Origin of the sequence: uncultured Paenibacillus sp. (assembly GCF_963515335.1) — a bacterium.
Taxonomy (GTDB): Bacteria; Bacillota; Bacilli; order Paenibacillales; family Paenibacillaceae; genus Paenibacillus_I.
In genome coordinates, this window is the sequence record NZ_CAUPYC010000004.1 from 1 (window position 1) to 15,986 (window position 15,986).

General features: G+C 49.4%; 19 protein-coding genes. All 19 read right to left on the reverse strand.

From position 1 onward, the window contains the following. On the reverse strand, positions 1-1,028 hold a 1,028-nt coding region (locus RWM61_RS02140), incomplete at its 3' end, for a DegT/DnrJ/EryC1/StrS family aminotransferase (RefSeq protein ID WP_313996884.1). 66 nt (positions 1,029-1,094) lie between these two features. Then, positions 1,095-2,201, reverse strand: coding sequence for a glycosyltransferase family 1 protein (locus tag RWM61_RS02145; protein WP_313996886.1), 1,107 nt, complete (start codon positions 2,199-2,201; stop codon positions 1,095-1,097). Beyond that, positions 2,201-2,773, reverse strand: coding sequence for a hypothetical protein (locus RWM61_RS02150; RefSeq protein ID WP_313996888.1), 573 nt, complete (start codon positions 2,771-2,773; stop codon positions 2,201-2,203). The genes RWM61_RS02145 and RWM61_RS02150 overlap by 1 nt, the downstream gene beginning before the upstream one ends. Further along, positions 2,773-3,753, reverse strand: a complete 981-nt coding sequence (locus RWM61_RS02155; protein WP_313996891.1) for an ATP-grasp domain-containing protein — start codon at positions 3,751-3,753, stop codon at positions 2,773-2,775. Before RWM61_RS02155 ends, RWM61_RS02150 begins: the two co-directional genes overlap by 1 nt. A gap of 12 nt (positions 3,754-3,765) precedes the next feature. After that, entirely contained in the window at positions 3,766-4,767 is a 1,002-nt protein-coding gene (locus RWM61_RS02160) for a UDP-N-acetylglucosamine 4,6-dehydratase family protein (RefSeq protein ID WP_313997129.1), read from the reverse strand. Next, on the reverse strand, positions 4,754-7,039 hold the full coding sequence (locus tag RWM61_RS02165; RefSeq protein ID WP_313997131.1) for a 6-hydroxymethylpterin diphosphokinase MptE-like protein: 2,286 nt from the start codon (positions 7,037-7,039) through the stop codon (positions 4,754-4,756). Before RWM61_RS02165 ends, RWM61_RS02160 begins: the two co-directional genes overlap by 14 nt. Positions 7,040-7,159: 120 nt before the next feature. Next, complete coding sequence (locus RWM61_RS02170; protein ID WP_313996893.1) at positions 7,160-7,486, reverse strand: hypothetical protein; 327 nt, start codon at positions 7,484-7,486, stop codon at positions 7,160-7,162. After that, entirely contained in the window at positions 7,486-7,884 is a 399-nt protein-coding gene (gene fliS / locus RWM61_RS02175; protein WP_313996896.1) for a flagellar export chaperone FliS, read from the reverse strand. Before fliS ends, RWM61_RS02170 begins: the two co-directional genes overlap by 1 nt. 14 nt (positions 7,885-7,898) lie before the next feature. Further along, positions 7,899-9,371, reverse strand: a complete 1,473-nt coding sequence (fliD, locus tag RWM61_RS02180) for a flagellar filament capping protein FliD (protein WP_313996898.1) — start codon at positions 9,369-9,371, stop codon at positions 7,899-7,901. 14 nt (positions 9,372-9,385) lie between these two features. Further along, positions 9,386-9,766 carry a flagellar protein FlaG gene (locus RWM61_RS02185; protein ID WP_313996900.1) on the reverse strand — a complete coding sequence of 127 codons (381 nt, stop codon included), beginning with the start codon at positions 9,764-9,766 and terminating at the stop codon, positions 9,386-9,388. Positions 9,767-9,908: 142 nt separating this feature from the next. Next, positions 9,909-10,679, reverse strand: coding sequence for a flagellin (locus RWM61_RS02190; protein WP_313996902.1), 771 nt, complete (start codon positions 10,677-10,679; stop codon positions 9,909-9,911). Between the two features lie 113 nt (positions 10,680-10,792). After that, the gene (gene csrA, locus RWM61_RS02195) at positions 10,793-11,041 is read right to left on the reverse strand and encodes a carbon storage regulator CsrA (protein ID WP_313996905.1); all 249 of its coding nucleotides are present in this window, start codon (positions 11,039-11,041) and stop codon (positions 10,793-10,795) included. A 14-nt stretch (positions 11,042-11,055) separates the two neighbouring features. Next, complete coding sequence (fliW, locus tag RWM61_RS02200; RefSeq protein ID WP_313996908.1) at positions 11,056-11,493, reverse strand: flagellar assembly protein FliW; 438 nt, start codon at positions 11,491-11,493, stop codon at positions 11,056-11,058. A gap of 104 nt (positions 11,494-11,597) precedes the next feature. After that, complete coding sequence (locus RWM61_RS02205; RefSeq protein WP_313996911.1) at positions 11,598-12,167, reverse strand: DUF6470 family protein; 570 nt, start codon at positions 12,165-12,167, stop codon at positions 11,598-11,600. A gap of 12 nt (positions 12,168-12,179) precedes the next feature. Further along, positions 12,180-13,088 carry a flagellar hook-associated protein FlgL gene (gene flgL / locus RWM61_RS02210; protein WP_313996913.1) on the reverse strand — a complete coding sequence of 303 codons (909 nt, stop codon included), beginning with the start codon at positions 13,086-13,088 and terminating at the stop codon, positions 12,180-12,182. Between the two features lie 30 nt (positions 13,089-13,118). After that, the gene (gene flgK / locus RWM61_RS02215) at positions 13,119-14,639 is read right to left on the reverse strand and encodes a flagellar hook-associated protein FlgK (protein ID WP_313996916.1); all 1,521 of its coding nucleotides are present in this window, start codon (positions 14,637-14,639) and stop codon (positions 13,119-13,121) included. Positions 14,640-14,654: 15 nt separating this feature from the next. Next, entirely contained in the window at positions 14,655-15,152 is a 498-nt protein-coding gene (locus RWM61_RS02220; protein WP_313996918.1) for a flagellar protein FlgN, read from the reverse strand. Positions 15,153-15,176: 24 nt separating this feature from the next. Next, positions 15,177-15,440: a flagellar biosynthesis anti-sigma factor FlgM gene (gene flgM / locus RWM61_RS02225; RefSeq protein WP_313996920.1), complete on the reverse strand. Its 264-nt coding sequence runs from the start codon at positions 15,438-15,440 to the stop codon at positions 15,177-15,179. A 117-nt stretch (positions 15,441-15,557) separates the two neighbouring features. Further along, complete coding sequence (locus RWM61_RS02230; RefSeq protein ID WP_313996924.1) at positions 15,558-15,971, reverse strand: TIGR03826 family flagellar region protein; 414 nt, start codon at positions 15,969-15,971, stop codon at positions 15,558-15,560. Positions 15,972-15,986: the final 15 nt, after the last annotated feature.

The window sequence follows — 15,986 nt, forward strand, 5'->3', positions numbered from 1 at the left end:
TGATTGATTAGAGGCATCATGTATCTCGTTTCAACACCATTCTTCTCCAACCAAAGCGCATATTTATCTCTGTTTCCTTTTTTTAATACTATTGGATACATCATATAAGCATGTTCCGATCCTTTAGGAATTGTTGGAAGCTGCAATACGTCATTAAATTTCTTCATGTATTTCGTGTAGTATTCACCAATAATTTTTCTTCTTTCCATCATCTCACCTGATTCTTCAAGGGCTGCCACACCAAGTGCGCCCTCTAACTCTGTGATCCGGTAGGAGAAGCCCATTCTAACGAAAGAGAAACGACGCTGTACCAATGAATTCATCAATTCTTCATCGATTCCATCGTCATCATCTATATTTAAATAGATTGTATCTCTACCATGTTGCATAATCGATCTTAATAATTTTTCATCCTCTTCGTTTTTCATTGTAACAATACCGCCCACCCCTGTTATTAATAAGTGGGCTACATATGTAGAAAAGCAACCGTACTCACCAAAAGTACCAACTGATTTTCCTTTATACTTTACAAACATTGTTTCGCATGAATCTTCTATTATGTGTAGATTATACTTGTCAGCAATCATTACTATAGAATCCATATCACATGGTAAACCGAAAAGATGAACAGGAATTATTACTCTCGTTCTAGGAGTGATATGTTTTTCAATTTGGTTCGGATCAATATTGTAAGTATAAGGATCTACGTCTACAAATACTGGATTTAATTTCATCTGGAGGACAACGTTGGATGTTGCTATGAACGTTATCGCTGGAACTAATACTTCATCACCTTCCTTATATCCATGCTTCTCTATTAATGCAGCCAATGCGATTTGTAATGCACATGTTCCGCTTGCTGTAAATACAGAAGTAGCCCTTTGATGTAATTTTGCAAATTCAGTCTCGAATTTTTTTACATACTTTCCAGTTGACAGTCTATTTTCATCCAATGTGTTCATTACATATTCTTTTGCCGTATTTGAAATTTCCAAATGTCCAAGAGCTATTTGTCTTTTATTTTGCATATCTCTACCCACCTTGAATTTATGTCTCGATCTGTTCGATACAGAGGAGACGGATTAATGCCTTCGTCATAGAAATGCTTCCAAAGCTTCTCTGGTTTTCACTGCCGTTTTATTCCATGTAATTGAATTTGCTCGTTCGACTGACCTTTTAGCCAGATTTGTTCTCAACGTCGGGTCGCACAATACCTTTTCCAAGGCCTCGGCAATCGAGTCTATTTCATAAGGATCGCAGTAAACCGCAGCGTCACCGCCCACCTCAGGCATAGAGGATATGTTGGATGTAACCGTCGGCACCCCGCACGCCATTGCTTCCAAAACAGGCAGCCCGAATCCCTCATAGAGAGAAGGATATACGAACATTTCTGCATTTCGGTAAAGGACAGGGAGCTCCTCATCTTTCACATATCCAGTGATAACAATGTCATCGGCGTATTCACTGGCTCTGATTTCTTCGACAAGTTCATTCGATTTCCAAGCCAACCCTCCTACGAGGACCAGGCCAATGCGTTGTCTGATTCTCGAGCGAAGAAGCTCATAGGCTTGCAAAGTTCTTTTCAAATTTTTTCGCGGTTCGATCGTACAAACAGACAATATATACGGAACAGCGATGTTATAATTTCCTAATATGGTTACATCAGTCGGCATCTTGTGTCGGTTTTCCAAAAACAAAGGATCTGCCGCTAAAAAAGTGACCGTTATCCGCGACTCATCTACACCAAATAAATCAACAATATCATTCTTTGTACACTGAGATATCGCTAGAATATGGTTAGCGTGTTTAACCGAATGGCGAATGAATTTGTCATAAAACTCATAGATAAATGTGTGCTGGAAAATTTCAGGGAGCTTTAAGGGAATCAAGTCCAATACGGTGAGTACTCCAGCAAACGTTCTCCTTTCCGGTATCGGGTAGAACGGAGAAAATAAGACGCGATAATCATTCACACGACCTATTAGAGACAGAATCTGGTTGGCATAATCCAAGTCATGGTGAGGCAAATCAATTCGATATCGATTTGCCTGATCCAACAAAGGATCCGTGAAAGAGCCTATTAATTCATAGCTGTCACTGTTAAGACTAAGAACTTCTTTTGTAACGTTGTATGCATAGCGACCCAAGCCCGCACGATTCCCGTTATCAAGAATACGCAAATCAACACCAATCCGGCTCATTATAATCCCCTCGACATGTGTGTTATTGATTCATCAAAGGGAGTCGTTTGCTCCCAGTTCCACTCGGCTACCGCTCTTATAAGGGCTAGACTTTTCAAGTAAAATCGAGGTTTATTCATAAGCAGCAACTCATGATATCCATTAAAAGCAAGCAACGGACCGTCGGTTAGCTCAATCATAATTTCTATCGTATTAGCGTAATCTATCCCTGAGCGATTATTAAACAATAAAATATAGCTATCAAAAATTTGATTTTTTAATTCGCTCACAATATCTAACATAAACTTGATATCATAGTTACCGGGCTCCGCATACTCCATTACCTTGCAATTCGTTCTCCCGCATATTTCCTCTATCTCCACTCGATCTCTCGCATGTGAAATGACCGTAAAATAAATATAAGGATTAACTGCCTGCACCGATCTAATGAATTTAGTGAATATCCTAAGGCTACCGGATCTTATAACCAATAAGTTCCTGAAGTCTGAGAGTGCGGCAAAATCAATATCATCCAATTTAAAACTATCATTCACAGCCTCCAGAAATCCGCGAAATTCTGTTCCAGGCACCATTACTCGCGCCCCTCCTTCTCTTGATTTAGATTATGAATTTGTTTTCCATTGACGAAAACAGCCTCTTCGTATCTCAGCATCAACAGACCGTCCCGAAACGGTACGAGCCCCTTCTCTTTGGTACCCGTCTCCCTGATCAAATTCGCGTAGGATACTCCCGCTTCGATTGAAAGAGGCACGCCGCCTCCGAACCTGGGGTTGATTTCCGTGAAATAAAACTTGCCCGAACGGGTTTCCTTTATTCCTTGTATCGTGATCGGACCGTAAAAAGGTAGCAGCCGCAAAACGGCCTGCGCAGCCTCCATGATGGCGGCATCCCTGTTCGTGACCGATTTGCTTACTTCGCCGGCCCGAACCTCGAGACGCTCGCGCGGAACGATGCTTCTGGTCGTGCCGTGCCTGTCCACGAACGCGTCGATGGTGTATTCCGTACCATCAATATATTGTTGAATAATGGACGAGGGCACATCCCGCGATACCGCCAATGCGTCTTGCCCGTTATTCAGAATGTGAACATCTCTGCTCCCCATCCCGCTCCTGGGCTTCACAACCCACTTATGATGGCTATCGTGCGGTTTCAACGATTCCGGCACGAAGGTGTCGGGCGTGGTTATTCCGTTGTCACGAAAAAGCGAATACAGCAGATACTTGTCCAGGCAAATCTGCAGCGCTTTGTCGCCGGAAACGATGACCTCCGCACCGATATTCCTGAACGAATCAATATGCTGGCATAGAGGCCGCAATTCGGGTTCAAAAAGCGGAATGACAAACCCGATCTTCTCCTGTGCGGCAATGTCCAAAAGGGTAGGGATATATGCAGGGTCGTTGACTTTAGGAACCGGATATACACGGTGAACGAAGTGGCTGGCCGGTGCCATTGCCGGGTTCGAATCGGTTCCGATCACCCGGTAGCCCGCATCCGCAAAATGCCGAACCAACTGCACTCGCTTTCCAATACAGGTAATCAGAATAGTATCCATATACCGCATTCCTTAGATCAAATTTTCCATGAGTAGCCAATCACGCAATGTTTCTTTGGAGATGCATTGCTCTGAGGCGATACTATAGCGACCTGCCGTTTTACGTTCCTCATTCGGCTTCCATGTCGTATGGCCGAATGCGGGCGGAATGACGAACATTTCGGGAGTCTCCGCGGCAACCAGAGCCTCATCGTCCGTCATCAGCTCCTCGAACCTTTTTTCCCCGGGCCTCACGCCTATTTCATCGATGATTACAGGCTCTGTTATATTATTCTTTTTGGCTACCTCGTCAATCAGGACTTCGGCCAAATCCGACAGCCTGACAACGGGCATCTTCAGTACGAATACTTCCCCGCCCTGCGCAAGCTCATTGGACAAAAGCATAAGATCGATCGCTTGAGAGGCGGTCATCATGTATCTGACCATATTCAAATCGGTTACCGTTATGCGCCGATCCTCCATGATCTGTTTTTTAAACAGCGGAATGACGGAGCCTCGCGAACCCATTACATTACCGAATCGCACCGACGAGAAGATCATCGTTTTGGGCCCTTTTTGATACTCTGCGGCGGAAATCAGGCGCTCGGCCGTCAGCTTTGTTGCCCCGTAAGTATTGGTCGGTGAAATCGCCTTGTCCGTACTGGTGAATAGAACGTTCTTAACCCCGGTCTGGATGGCCGCCTGTATGACGTTTTGCGTGCCTATTACGTTTGTTTTTACAGCTTCGAACGGATTATATTCACAGAACGGCACATGTTTCATAGCCGCTAAATGGAAGACATAATCAATGTCTTCCATTGCTCTTATCAACCGTTGTTCATCCCGCACATCGCCGATCAAATAACGCATTCTTGAAGCGTGCTCCTCGAATTCAAGGCTCATGTCATATTGCTTGTACTCATCACGGCTGAAAATCCTTATGACCGCTGGTTTGTCCTGCAGCAACCTTCGCGTAAGCTGGTATCCGATTGTGCCGGTGCCGCCGGTAATCAATATTTTCTTATTTCGATACAATCTGCTCACCCTCAATGTGTCCCGCCCGCAAATGAATGCGTCGAATGGATTCCTCAAACAACGCTCTTACCGTAGGGATTTTCTCATCAATCGCACTGACAAGCTTTCCTACCACCTCTACGAACAGGCCGGCTTTTTTAATCAGATTATTCTCACTTGCCACTTCCGGAAGATCTCGGTCAAAGGACGATACTTCCTTTTTGAGTAGCATCATAAAGAATGTATTGAAGATTCGCGACTTTACGGCGAATTCCCAATCCGTCTCTATATCTATCATCGTATTGATACACTTATCCGGCTTCGTTCTGCTGAGCTCAGGAAGCTTCTCCATATTTCTCTTGATGCGTTTGATTTTTTCTTCAAACTCCGCAAGCAGCTTCGGCAAGCCGATTACCCGTTCCACCATCTCTGCCCGCCGTGCGGCGGGATAGGGAACGAGACTTCGTACCATTGCATCGGATACAAAACCCGGTACGATCGTGCAGCTTCTTAATCTGGAAATAACATCTTCAATTGGCTCCCATGTCGTATTCTTGATCTTCGCGCCATTCCGGCTTGTGTTAACGAAACGAATCTCCGGGAACATTGCGATGATCTCCTCAATATCCACCAAGGTCAACTTCATTGAATCGGTCGTGCGGTTAAAGGAGCCCGACACATTTTCCACCTGCTGGAGCGCGCGGTTCATGATGTACGCGTCATGAGTCGGTTCGACGTGTTGAGCACCAACGGCATAAACCCGCTCTTCCGGATAGGACAGATCCTGACCGGCAAAAATGATTTCCCCGCATCCCATAAACGCGGCCGCCTGAATGGCCGTGCCGGTGACGGAATGTGTCGATTTAAACATCGGATCCTCATCGGTTAATCCGGCTAAGTAGATCGTCGTAATATCCGTATTCAGAAAAACATGGAAAAGCTTGTTTGAGGTCTCCTCAATTACCCGATATTCCACCTGAGGCGCATATAACAAGGGGATATTCTTAATGTCGACGTGTTTGAAAGCATTATAATTCGCTTCCCCGCCGTCAAAAGACACGATCACGTGCGGTTCAATCCCGAAGTGCTGCAGCGATTGAATACTCGACCCAGCCGCAATAACGATCGCATGATGCTTCAACTCGCGAAGCCGCTCAATATCCGCCTCAAGGGAAGGCCCCGCTCCGACGATTACAGCCGGCAGCCCCGCCGCTGCGCCTTTCATACCGGCGATAGAAGGGGTAGTTACGTTGTAGGCCATATTGTACAGACTGTTTCTGGTCCATTCCAAACCGAATTTCTCATATACGTTCTCCGAAGCCGCATAATTATAAATCGCATTTTTGGCATCCTCAAAAAACATCTGTTTAAATTGTGCGCTGAATTTATCGTAAATCGGCAGGGGAATCGTAGCCGTGTCTCCTTTTCCGTATTTCAGCAATCGATAAAACAGCCCGTCGCGATGATCCTTATCTTGACCCACAACGAAATCTTTCATTTGCGGACGGTCAAAAATCGGCGCAAGGTTGATGACTTCCATGGCGGCCAGAAATATATTAGGGTCCGGTTCATACACGTACAGATTATGCTCCGGAAATTGCTCTTGAAATTTAATCAGATGATAGCCCAGTCCGAAGCCATAAAACATCACATTACTTTTGCCGGTCACGATGTCGGTTACCGACGCGGTCCAACGCTCAGCCTCGGACTCCGGGGCGTATCGGCTGTAAAGGTATACCGGAGCTCCCTCTTCCGGCGTAACATACAAGTTCTGCGAGCCGAATTTGGCGGAAATAATTTGGTACCGCTGCGGATTGAGCGTTAAGATACGTAGCTGCTCGTAGGCCCGCGGGAAGCGATTCTGAAGATATGCAAGATTCATTTTCAAACGATTGTGGCGTACATCCGATTCTTCGCCCAGCACAACCGCAAGCTCGGAGAAGTGCGGCGCCAATTCATAACGGATATAATCCCCGGCCTCCATGAATTCCTCGTCATCCACGAACCGGTTCATGACTTCAAACTTGCTCGCCATTCCAGGCAAAAACTCGGCGATAACCTGTTGCAGTACATGATTCGATCGTTCCGCCAACCATTGGCAATTAACCGTATTCAACGTCCGGTATAAATCATCCATACCTTGGACCAGCTCTCCGAATATCGCCCATGCTTCATCGTGCATCGGTTTGTACAACAGCTCCGCAACCGATTCGCAGGCTTCAATGAGCCTCGGTAAAAAAGCTTTCACATCTTCCAAAATCTCATCTATAGATAATGTCGAATTCGCGCTCATCGTCAAGCCTCCTTCACTTCTTACTCCTTATATCGGCTATATTTTGACCAAACATGAGAAAAACCGCAAGGTAAAATTCACCCAGCGGTTCATTATTTGCAAATAAATGTCGAGAAAACACTATTTTCGCTTGTCTATAAAATAGCTGCCCGCGGCATAGCTTTGCTCGTATACGTTTTTTTGCAGCTTCGACTGATTCAATTTCTCCAGAGATGCAGCCGCCTGTTCTTTAAGTAATTCCATCTGCTCCACCAGAACAGAATCATAGGCGCTTATTTCTCTCACCATTTGCTCCTGTGCGCCGGTTAAAGCAGACAAAGCGGTCAGCTCCTCCAATGCTTCGTCACGCAGAGCCAGCAAGCTGTTCCACTCTTCCGCATCACCGTCAACGCCGTGCTCAGCGATTCGGATAGTGGCCGAATGAAGCTGTTCCAACTTCGTTGCCATTAGACGCGTCCTTCGATCGAAGTTGCCGCGCCGGTGCCCGTTTTGAATGTTTGCTTCCAGGCCTCTCTCAGCTCCTGCAAATGTTCAAGCACCTCTTCCGCCGGCTTGACATCTTTCTTCACATTCGCCTGTATCAGCAGATGAAGCATATATTCGTAGATTCGGACAAGATCCTTCGAAATCGGAAAGTCATGGTTGAGAGAAGCGATCAGCTCATGCACGATAGCCTGCGCTTTCTTCAAATTTGTATTGGCAATCATATATTGACGTCGTTGTATCCCTTCCACTCCCGCCTTCGTAAACCGGATCGCTCCATCGTAAAGCATAATGACAAGCTGACCCGGGGTAGCGGTTTGAACGGAATTTTGCTGGTAGGCTTTATGCGGCGATTGTAACAAGAACGTTCACTCCTTTAACTCATGAAGCTGGACAAGCTGGATGCTTGTGAATTAAACTTGTTGATCGCAGCCTCCATAGCCGCAAATTGTTTGTAATAACGGTTTTCCATCTCGGTCAGCTTGGCAAGCATGTCGGATTCCTTCGTCTTATACTCACGAATCTGGCCGCTAATCAGCGAGCTCTCGAGAAATTTGCCCTTAGGGTCCGCGCTTACCGCCGATGTGCCGGCCCGCTCCGACAATTGGGTCAGCGTATCCATAGCAATTTTGGTCATTTTGTTGAAAATGCCGACATTAGCGTTGCCCGGCTGGGAGGCGTCTCCCGCCTTTGTAAAAATATCCGCAACCTGTTGGGGATTATCGGTGATCGCTTTGCGGAGCTTTTCCTCATCTACGACGAGCTTTCCTCTATCCTGCCAGGTGCCGGTTGTGATGCCTATTGTGGCGATATTCACATTGGCAGCGAAATCGGCCGTCGAAGCAATCCTCATGTCCGACGCGAATTTGCTCAAAATCGAATCGTTCCTCAGCAGGCCGCTGCGCGCTTTCTCTTCCCATAACTCAACCTGCTTGTCCGACATTTCTTCCTTTTGCACATCGGTGAGGGGCGTGAAGCTGCGAAAACGTTCTTCATTCAGTTCGCCGTTCACCTTGTCGATCAAGCTGTTATAGTCGCTTACGAATGATTTGATCGTCGATAAAATTTTATCGGTATCGGTAACCGTCGTCAGCGTCGTCGCACCGGCCGCACCGGATTCCTGTTTAACGGTAAAGTCGATACCGTTAACGGAAAACTTGTTGCTGCTCTGCGTGTAAGTGATTCCGTTGATAACAGCCGTAGCGTTGTCGCCGCCGGAGTTCGCCCTGACGAAGGTTGTCGTGCTCTCCGGAAAGCCTGCAATCGATGCCGTTCCGCCGCCTGTTTCGGTATTGGTAATGGAAAATTGGCCTCTAACCTTGTCATATAGAGCTGTCGCCTTCGTGTCTTTATCCGCATTGATTTTGTCGGCAAGATTCTGGAGCGTGTCGGTTCCCGCGTAGGTTACCGCTTTGCCATTGACCGTCAGCGTGCCGCTCGTAAATCCAAGGCTGCTCAACGTCATTCCGTCCGTACTGTTAGTCGTTGCGGGGTTATTGTCAGGGTCATACGTAAACACGGAAGTGGCAGCCGTGGCCACCTTCGTCACCTGTACGTTTAAACTGCCCGCCGCTGTGGAGCTTACGGAGTTCACGGTCAATGCATTCTGATTCCCGCTTATTTCGGCTTTCTTGGCGTTGATCTGGTTGGATAAGCTGTAAGAACTCAGTTTATTATTGCGGAAATCGACAATTTTGGTGCTGACCTCTCGGTAAGTCTCCTGCTGCCATTCCAGCGTCGTTCTTTTCTGGAACAGCTTGTCCGAAGATGCCTTGCGCGCCTTCATCATTTCCTTAACCAGGCTGTCTATATCCAGACCGGATGCCATACCCGTAATCCTCATACTCATAATGCCGCCTCCTTCTAGACCTTCTCGTCGAAGAGCATGCCGTTCATTTCCATGAAGCTCGATACCATGTCCAGTATTTTCTCGGAAGGGATTTCCCTGATCAGTTTGCCGGTTTCCTTATCCAGCACCTTGATCACGACTTCGTTCGTCTTCTCGTGAACGGACATTTCGAGCTCCGTCTGCTGGCCTTTAACCGCATCAAGCGCACGCTCGATGCTCCTTACCTTCTGCGCCTCCCCGATCGTTACTCTGACGCCTTTGCGGTCCGCTTCTTGCAGAGCCTCCATCGTCTTATAACTGCTGAGTGGTTCGTCATTAGCCTTCACCGGTCCGTTGCCGTTCACTTGATTATCCGTCCGAATTCCCGCCGAGTTCCGTGCTGATGAAATACTCATGGACATGTACTTCACCCCGATTACAATATGATTCTATTCTAAATATCGGCATTGCGGAGTGAACATGTTAGTGCGTGAGTAGGACTTTATAAAAAAAAGAAAGACCCTAGATAAACTAAGGTCTTTTGGCTTATTAAACCGATTAGCCGAGCAAGGACAGTACGCCTTGCGGCTGCGAGTTGGCTTGCGCCAGCATCGCTTGCGAAGCTTGAAGCAGGATGTTGTTTTTCGTGAGGTTGACCATCTCTTTCGCCATGTCGGTGTCGCGAATACGGGATTCGGAAGCCGTCAGGTTCTCGATCGTCGTGCCCAGGTTGTTCGAAGTGTACTCGAGACGGTTCTGCAGAGCACCCAGCTTGGCGCGTTCCGTCGACGTGTTCGTGATCGCCGTTTCGATCTGCGTCAGCGTGCTGTTGGCCGTAAGACCGGAAATGCCGGTTTTGGTGATCGCGCCGATGGAGATCGTTACGCCGGATACGTCGCCCGTTTGGATCGTGGCGCCGGACGTGACCAGCTTGCCGTTGAACTTCGTGTTCGTCAGGATGGAGTTGATCTGCGATCCCAAAGCGGAAAGCTCTTGGTTGATGTTCGATTTGTCGCCGGAAGCGTAAGTGCCGTTCAGCTTCTGAACGTTCAGCTCTTTCATCCGGGTCAACATCGAGGATACTTCGTTCATCGCGCCTTCTGCCGTTTGCACGAAGGAGATACCGTCCTGCACGTTGCGCTGCGATTGCTCGAGACCGCGAATTTGTCCGCGCATTTTCTCGGATACCGCCAAGCCTGCAGCGTCATCGGCCGCACGGTTGATGCGGAGACCGGAAGCCAGCTTCTCCATGGACTTGCCTGTTGCGGTGTTGTTCAGAGCCAGGTTGCGCTGGGTGTTCAAAGCCGTGATATTGTTGTTAATACGCATTGATATTTCCTCCCTGAAACGATATAAGTTCCCACATCCATGTGGTTACCGGTTTGAGGTCGGCCGCCCTCAACCGGTTATGCTATTAATATCGGTTCGATTCTTTATTTGCTTTATAGCTTACCGTCATTTTTTTTGATTTTTTTCATTTTATTTTGCAAATCCTGGAGACTCACGGACGGTCCCACGGACTCACGATTCGATTCTTTTATCGAAACATATAACTCCTTGCGCAAAATTTCAATGTCTTTGGGAGCGTTAATGCCGATTTTAATCGTATCCGCGTTCACCTCGAGAATCGTGATTTCTATATTGTCCTGCAATATGATGGACTCGCCTTTTTTTCGCGACAGAACCAGCACGAAACCACTCCCCCTTATCGTTTCTCCATTGCGGGAAATAACGGATGCCTCGTCGTATAAGACGACGTGGCCAGCACCACCTGTTTGCCGACTTTGGTATCGACGTTGAACACGATCGGCGCGACCAGATTGATCGTCGCCTTATCCAGATCTTCACGAATCGTAATGATCGAACGCAGCAATACCTGATCGGCCGATTCGATTTGCAGCTCGGCAAGCGCCGATTCAGGCAGTTCAATATCGTAATCCGACCGAAAGAGAAACGGATCGGCGATTACAAACACCAAATCACCGTCCGCGACCGACTGCAGAAAGGAGAAAGGCTCGTCCTCTTCGGGGGAGACAATGAAAAACAACATTTGTTCTTCGAAGCCCGGGATCCCTTTAGGAAATGTATAAATCTCGCTATCCGAAACTTCGAGCTCGCCGAAACGGCCTGTCTTGATTATCATTGTTCCACACACGCTCCTGTTCTATTGCCATCATAGTGGATAAGAAACAAAAAGGCTATAGAGAACCGGCGCGGTTTCCTATAGCAGCTTCGCTTTATTGTGGTTTACACTCGCACATCCAGATTGGCGACTTGAAACCGGATTCCTGGCTTCTGAATCATATATACATCGACGCCGCCTCGTTGATATTGAATATCCGGCTTATAGATCCGGGCTTCAATATCAACCCCGCCCGGCTCAATCTGCGCGTCGGGCTTGGGGATGTTGAAATGGATATCTACGTTGTCGTACGAGGGCCGGCCTAAATATTGAATATCCGGCGCCCCGTCGAGCATGCCTTGCATCGCCATTTCCGGTATCGGATTTTGCCCATCGCGGATATCGCCCAGCCGATTTCCCTTTTGGACGATCTTCTCAATACTCCGGAGCGCAACAGCGGGCATCTGCGAGTAAATATTCGACATGAATTCGACCGTCTTGCCTCCATTAAAGGCGCGCCACATGCGGCTTTGATCGATATGGAGAGTCGGCTGCGGAGTAGGCGCGCTGATTTGTGCGGACGTCGTTGCAATTCGCAGGTCGGCCTGACGGGTTTGGATGCGGTACTGCCCCGAACTCGATTCCACATCTATCCGACCGAAAGTTTGTTCAGCTCTAAGAATCGGCAGCTTCATAGACGCTTTTCCCTATCGCAGGAAGTCGACGAGCGAAGGGGTAATCACTTTCGCGCCTACGGACAACGAAGCCTGGTAGATATTTTCATTGATTTTCGAGTCGATCAGAAGCTTCTCGAACTCGGCGTCCTCCGTCTTGGACTGCAGGTCGGTCAGATTAATCTCCAGATCCTTCAGCCTGTTCTGCATAAGCTCCACCCGATTGACCCGCGCGCCGATCTCCGACCTGGCATTAAGGAGCTTGTCCAGCCTCGATTCGATATTATCAAGCTCGCCCGCCACATCCCGCTGCTCCCCCGCACCCAGGGCGGTGATGACCCGATCCAAAACCGCGAACGCATTGTCCGCATCGCCGGGGTCGCCGAAAGCCTGGTTTCCGGATAAGTTAACCGGCAAGGTCACGCCGACTCCCACCGTATAATTCACTTGAGCATCGTCGGTATCGACCGCTTTGGCATCAAAACCCGGTTTGGTCGCATCGTACGGCATTTCATCGAACTTTTGGCCGTTAAACACGAACTTGCCGTTCAGCTTGCTGTTTCCCACGTCCAACAGCTGGTTTTTCAATTGCTGCATTTCATCCCTGATATTGTCCAGCGCCACCTGAGGATTGGTACCGTTCGAGCCTTGCACGGCCAGCTCCTTCGCCCGCTTCAGCACGTCGGTTGCCTGGGAGAGCACGGTGTCGTTGAAATCGAGCCACGACAACGCGGAGTTGACATTTTTCTGATACTGCTCGTTGGAAGCCAGCTCCGATCGGTATCGGAGCGCATAGGTAATGCCGACCGGGTCGTCGGACGCCTTGTTGATTTTACGTCCCGTCGTCACTTGATTCTGAAGCTCGCTCATTTGATTCAAATTACGGGTCAGGTTGCGGGTGAGCTGCATATGCATCATGCCGGGCGTTACGCGCAGCGCCATTGTATATCCCCCTCTGTTTCAACGGCCGGCCTACGCCGTCCCGTTGATTAATTTATCCAACATCTCATCGAACGTCGACATTAATCTTGCAGCCGCGTTGTAAGCCTGCTGATATTTGATAAGATTGGACATTTCCTCATCGAGAGAAACCCCGCTGACGGACTGCCTGCCGGCGTCCACCTGATCGAGCTGCGACTTGGTGTTCTGCAATTGGCGGCTCGCTTCCTGTGCCTGAACGCCGAGCGCTCCGACCACCGAGTTGTAATAATCGGAAACGGTCGATTGCGAGACGCCTTTGCCGATCGCAGTCTCGTCAAATGTAAATTTAATGTCCTTCAACTCTGCCATTAAGAGCGCCAACGTATTGTTTCCTTTAACCACCGTTGTCGTGCCGCCGCTCGTCTCCGTGCGCAGAGAGGTTGCGATTTTGTTCGTGTCGCCGGCGATGGCCGGATTCAGCTGTATGCTTGCCGCCGTTATGCCTGCGGCGCCGGCCCCGAAGGTGAAGAAATCTTGACCGGTGGTTGCCGGGCTTTCCAGGGTGTAGCCGAGCCTATGCAGGCCGTTGATGCCGTTGACCTTGACCGCCCTGGGCTCCGACAGCGGCGCCGTTTCTCCGGGCAGCACGGAACCGGCCGGAACGATCACTTCCAGTTCGCCGTTCGCGAGCGTATTCGCAAGCGAATCCAGCTGCTGCTGATATTCCTTGACGTAGCGGTCCCGGGAGACGATCATGCCGTACACTTCGCCGCCGGTCAACGCGCCCGATGCGGCCGCTGCCGTCAGTATGTCCGCCGTGACGGGAGTCCCCGTCGGTCCCGCGACGAGCGCGGTTCCGCCCATCGTAATGTTGTAGCCCTGCTCATTCTCGACCACCTGAATGTTGACGATTTCGGACAGCTGGTCCGTCAACAGGTCGCGCTGATCCCGCAAATCGTTCGCCTGATCGCCCAATCCTTCGATACGCCGGATCTCGGTGTTCAACGAAGCAATCGTGTCGATCATCGTGTTCATCTGCGTCGCTTTCACCGAGATGTTCTCGGTCAAGTCCCCGCTCAAGTCCGTCAGCTGCCTGCTTGTCTGGTTGAACGTGTCCACAAGGGCCAGCGCGTTCTCGCGGACAATTTTGCGGCCGGTGACGTTATCGGGGTCTTTGCTGAGATCGGACCATGAATTCCAGAAATTCTCGATGACCTTGCGGATGCCCGTATCTCCCGGCTCGTTCACGATCGCTTCGAGCTTATCCAGCGTATCGGATTGAACGGACCAGCTGCCCAAATATTTATTCTGGTTGCGGAACTGATCGTCCAGAAACGTCGTCCGCACCCGCTCGATCGACGTGAACTCGACACCGGTTCCCAGCTGCCCGGGCGTGTTGGAACGCATCAAACCGTAAGCCTCGATCGGCCGAGCGGCCACCATATTGACGACTTGACGGGAATACCCCTTGGTGTTGGCGTTCGCTATGTTGTTCCCGACCGTATTGATGGCCGCCTGTTGCGTGAAAAGGCTTCGTTTCGCGGTCTCCAGCGTATGGAATGTTGATCTCACGGCAGAAGCACCTCCTTATGCCCTTGTATCGAAAATACCGGTACGGCCGCTGCCGCCCGGCTTGTTGTGCGGATGCTGATACGTGACATCTTCCGCCGGGTCTTCCACCACGAGATCGATGGAGTAATTGATAAAAGCCAGCGACTGCGCAATAAGCTGCTGGTTCAGTTCGTTGATCTGCTGAAGCTCCTTCAGCATGCCGGACAGCTCCTGCTGTTTTCCGATCAATGCCTGCTTGTCCTGCGGTTGATACACCGAGCGGATCAATTCCGTAAGATTATGCAGCCGGCTTTTGTATCCGATTTCGTGAAAATACCGGTAGGTGTGGGCGAGACGGGTTTTCTCCAGTTCGTCCGCGCGGACCAGAAGCTTTCTCTCTTGCTGCAGGATCGTATTCAAGCTGTCGACATCGTTGCGGACGAGGACAGGCGTCTTTTCTTTCGCCGAATGCAATAGTTGTTCATAGAGCTTCGTCTGTTCTTCCAGCGTATCGATAATGCCCGCAAGTGCCATGATTTCCACCTGTCCTCAATCGTTTTATTTCAAATACGGAAGCAGCTTGTCGGCAATTTTCCCGGCGTCCACGTAGTAGCTGCCCGTCGACACCGATTCCTTCAGCTGTTCGACTCTTCCCGCCCGCTCCGCCTCATTCAGCCGGCTGGTGGACAGAAGCTCCTGGGCTTCCGCCGAAATCTGGACTTCGTCTTTTTTCTTTGGGTTCGCGGTTCCGCCCGTCCGTTGTTCATGCTGCTTCTGATAGGAATTGACTGCGCCGATCCGGTTCGTATGGCTTATTTTCACTTGAGATCACCCCATTATTCCGGCATAAAAAAGAAGCCGATAAACCTTCTACAGGTATTATCGGTTTCCCCAAATGGATTATTTATAGCGGATTGCATGAAGGAAGCCCAATCATCCTCATGGACGGTCATGCATCCGGTCGCCGATCTGATACCCTCCGAACCGGTGCTCCTGCTTCGCCGGCGGCTTGCGGGATTCGTTCATTTGGCTCTTCATTTGGGCGGCAAGCCTGTTGCGGCATTCAACGCACAACGTATTGTCGCGGATCGGCGCGCCGCAGGATTCGCACGCGTAGGCCAGGTTCGGCAATTTGACGATCGATATGCGCCCTTCCCGGATAAATCGGGTGATCTGCCTGACGGACACGCCTGTGCCGTCGGAAAGCTCCTGCATCGAGCACTGTCTGTTGTCTTTCAAAAAGGCAGCGCATTTATCGTATTCTTTATCGATATCCTTCATGCAAGCCGGGCAAAGATCTTGGATGCCCTTCGCAAACAGTTTGCCGCAGCGCGGGCAATTCTCCAATTTCATCGAAAAATACCGCCC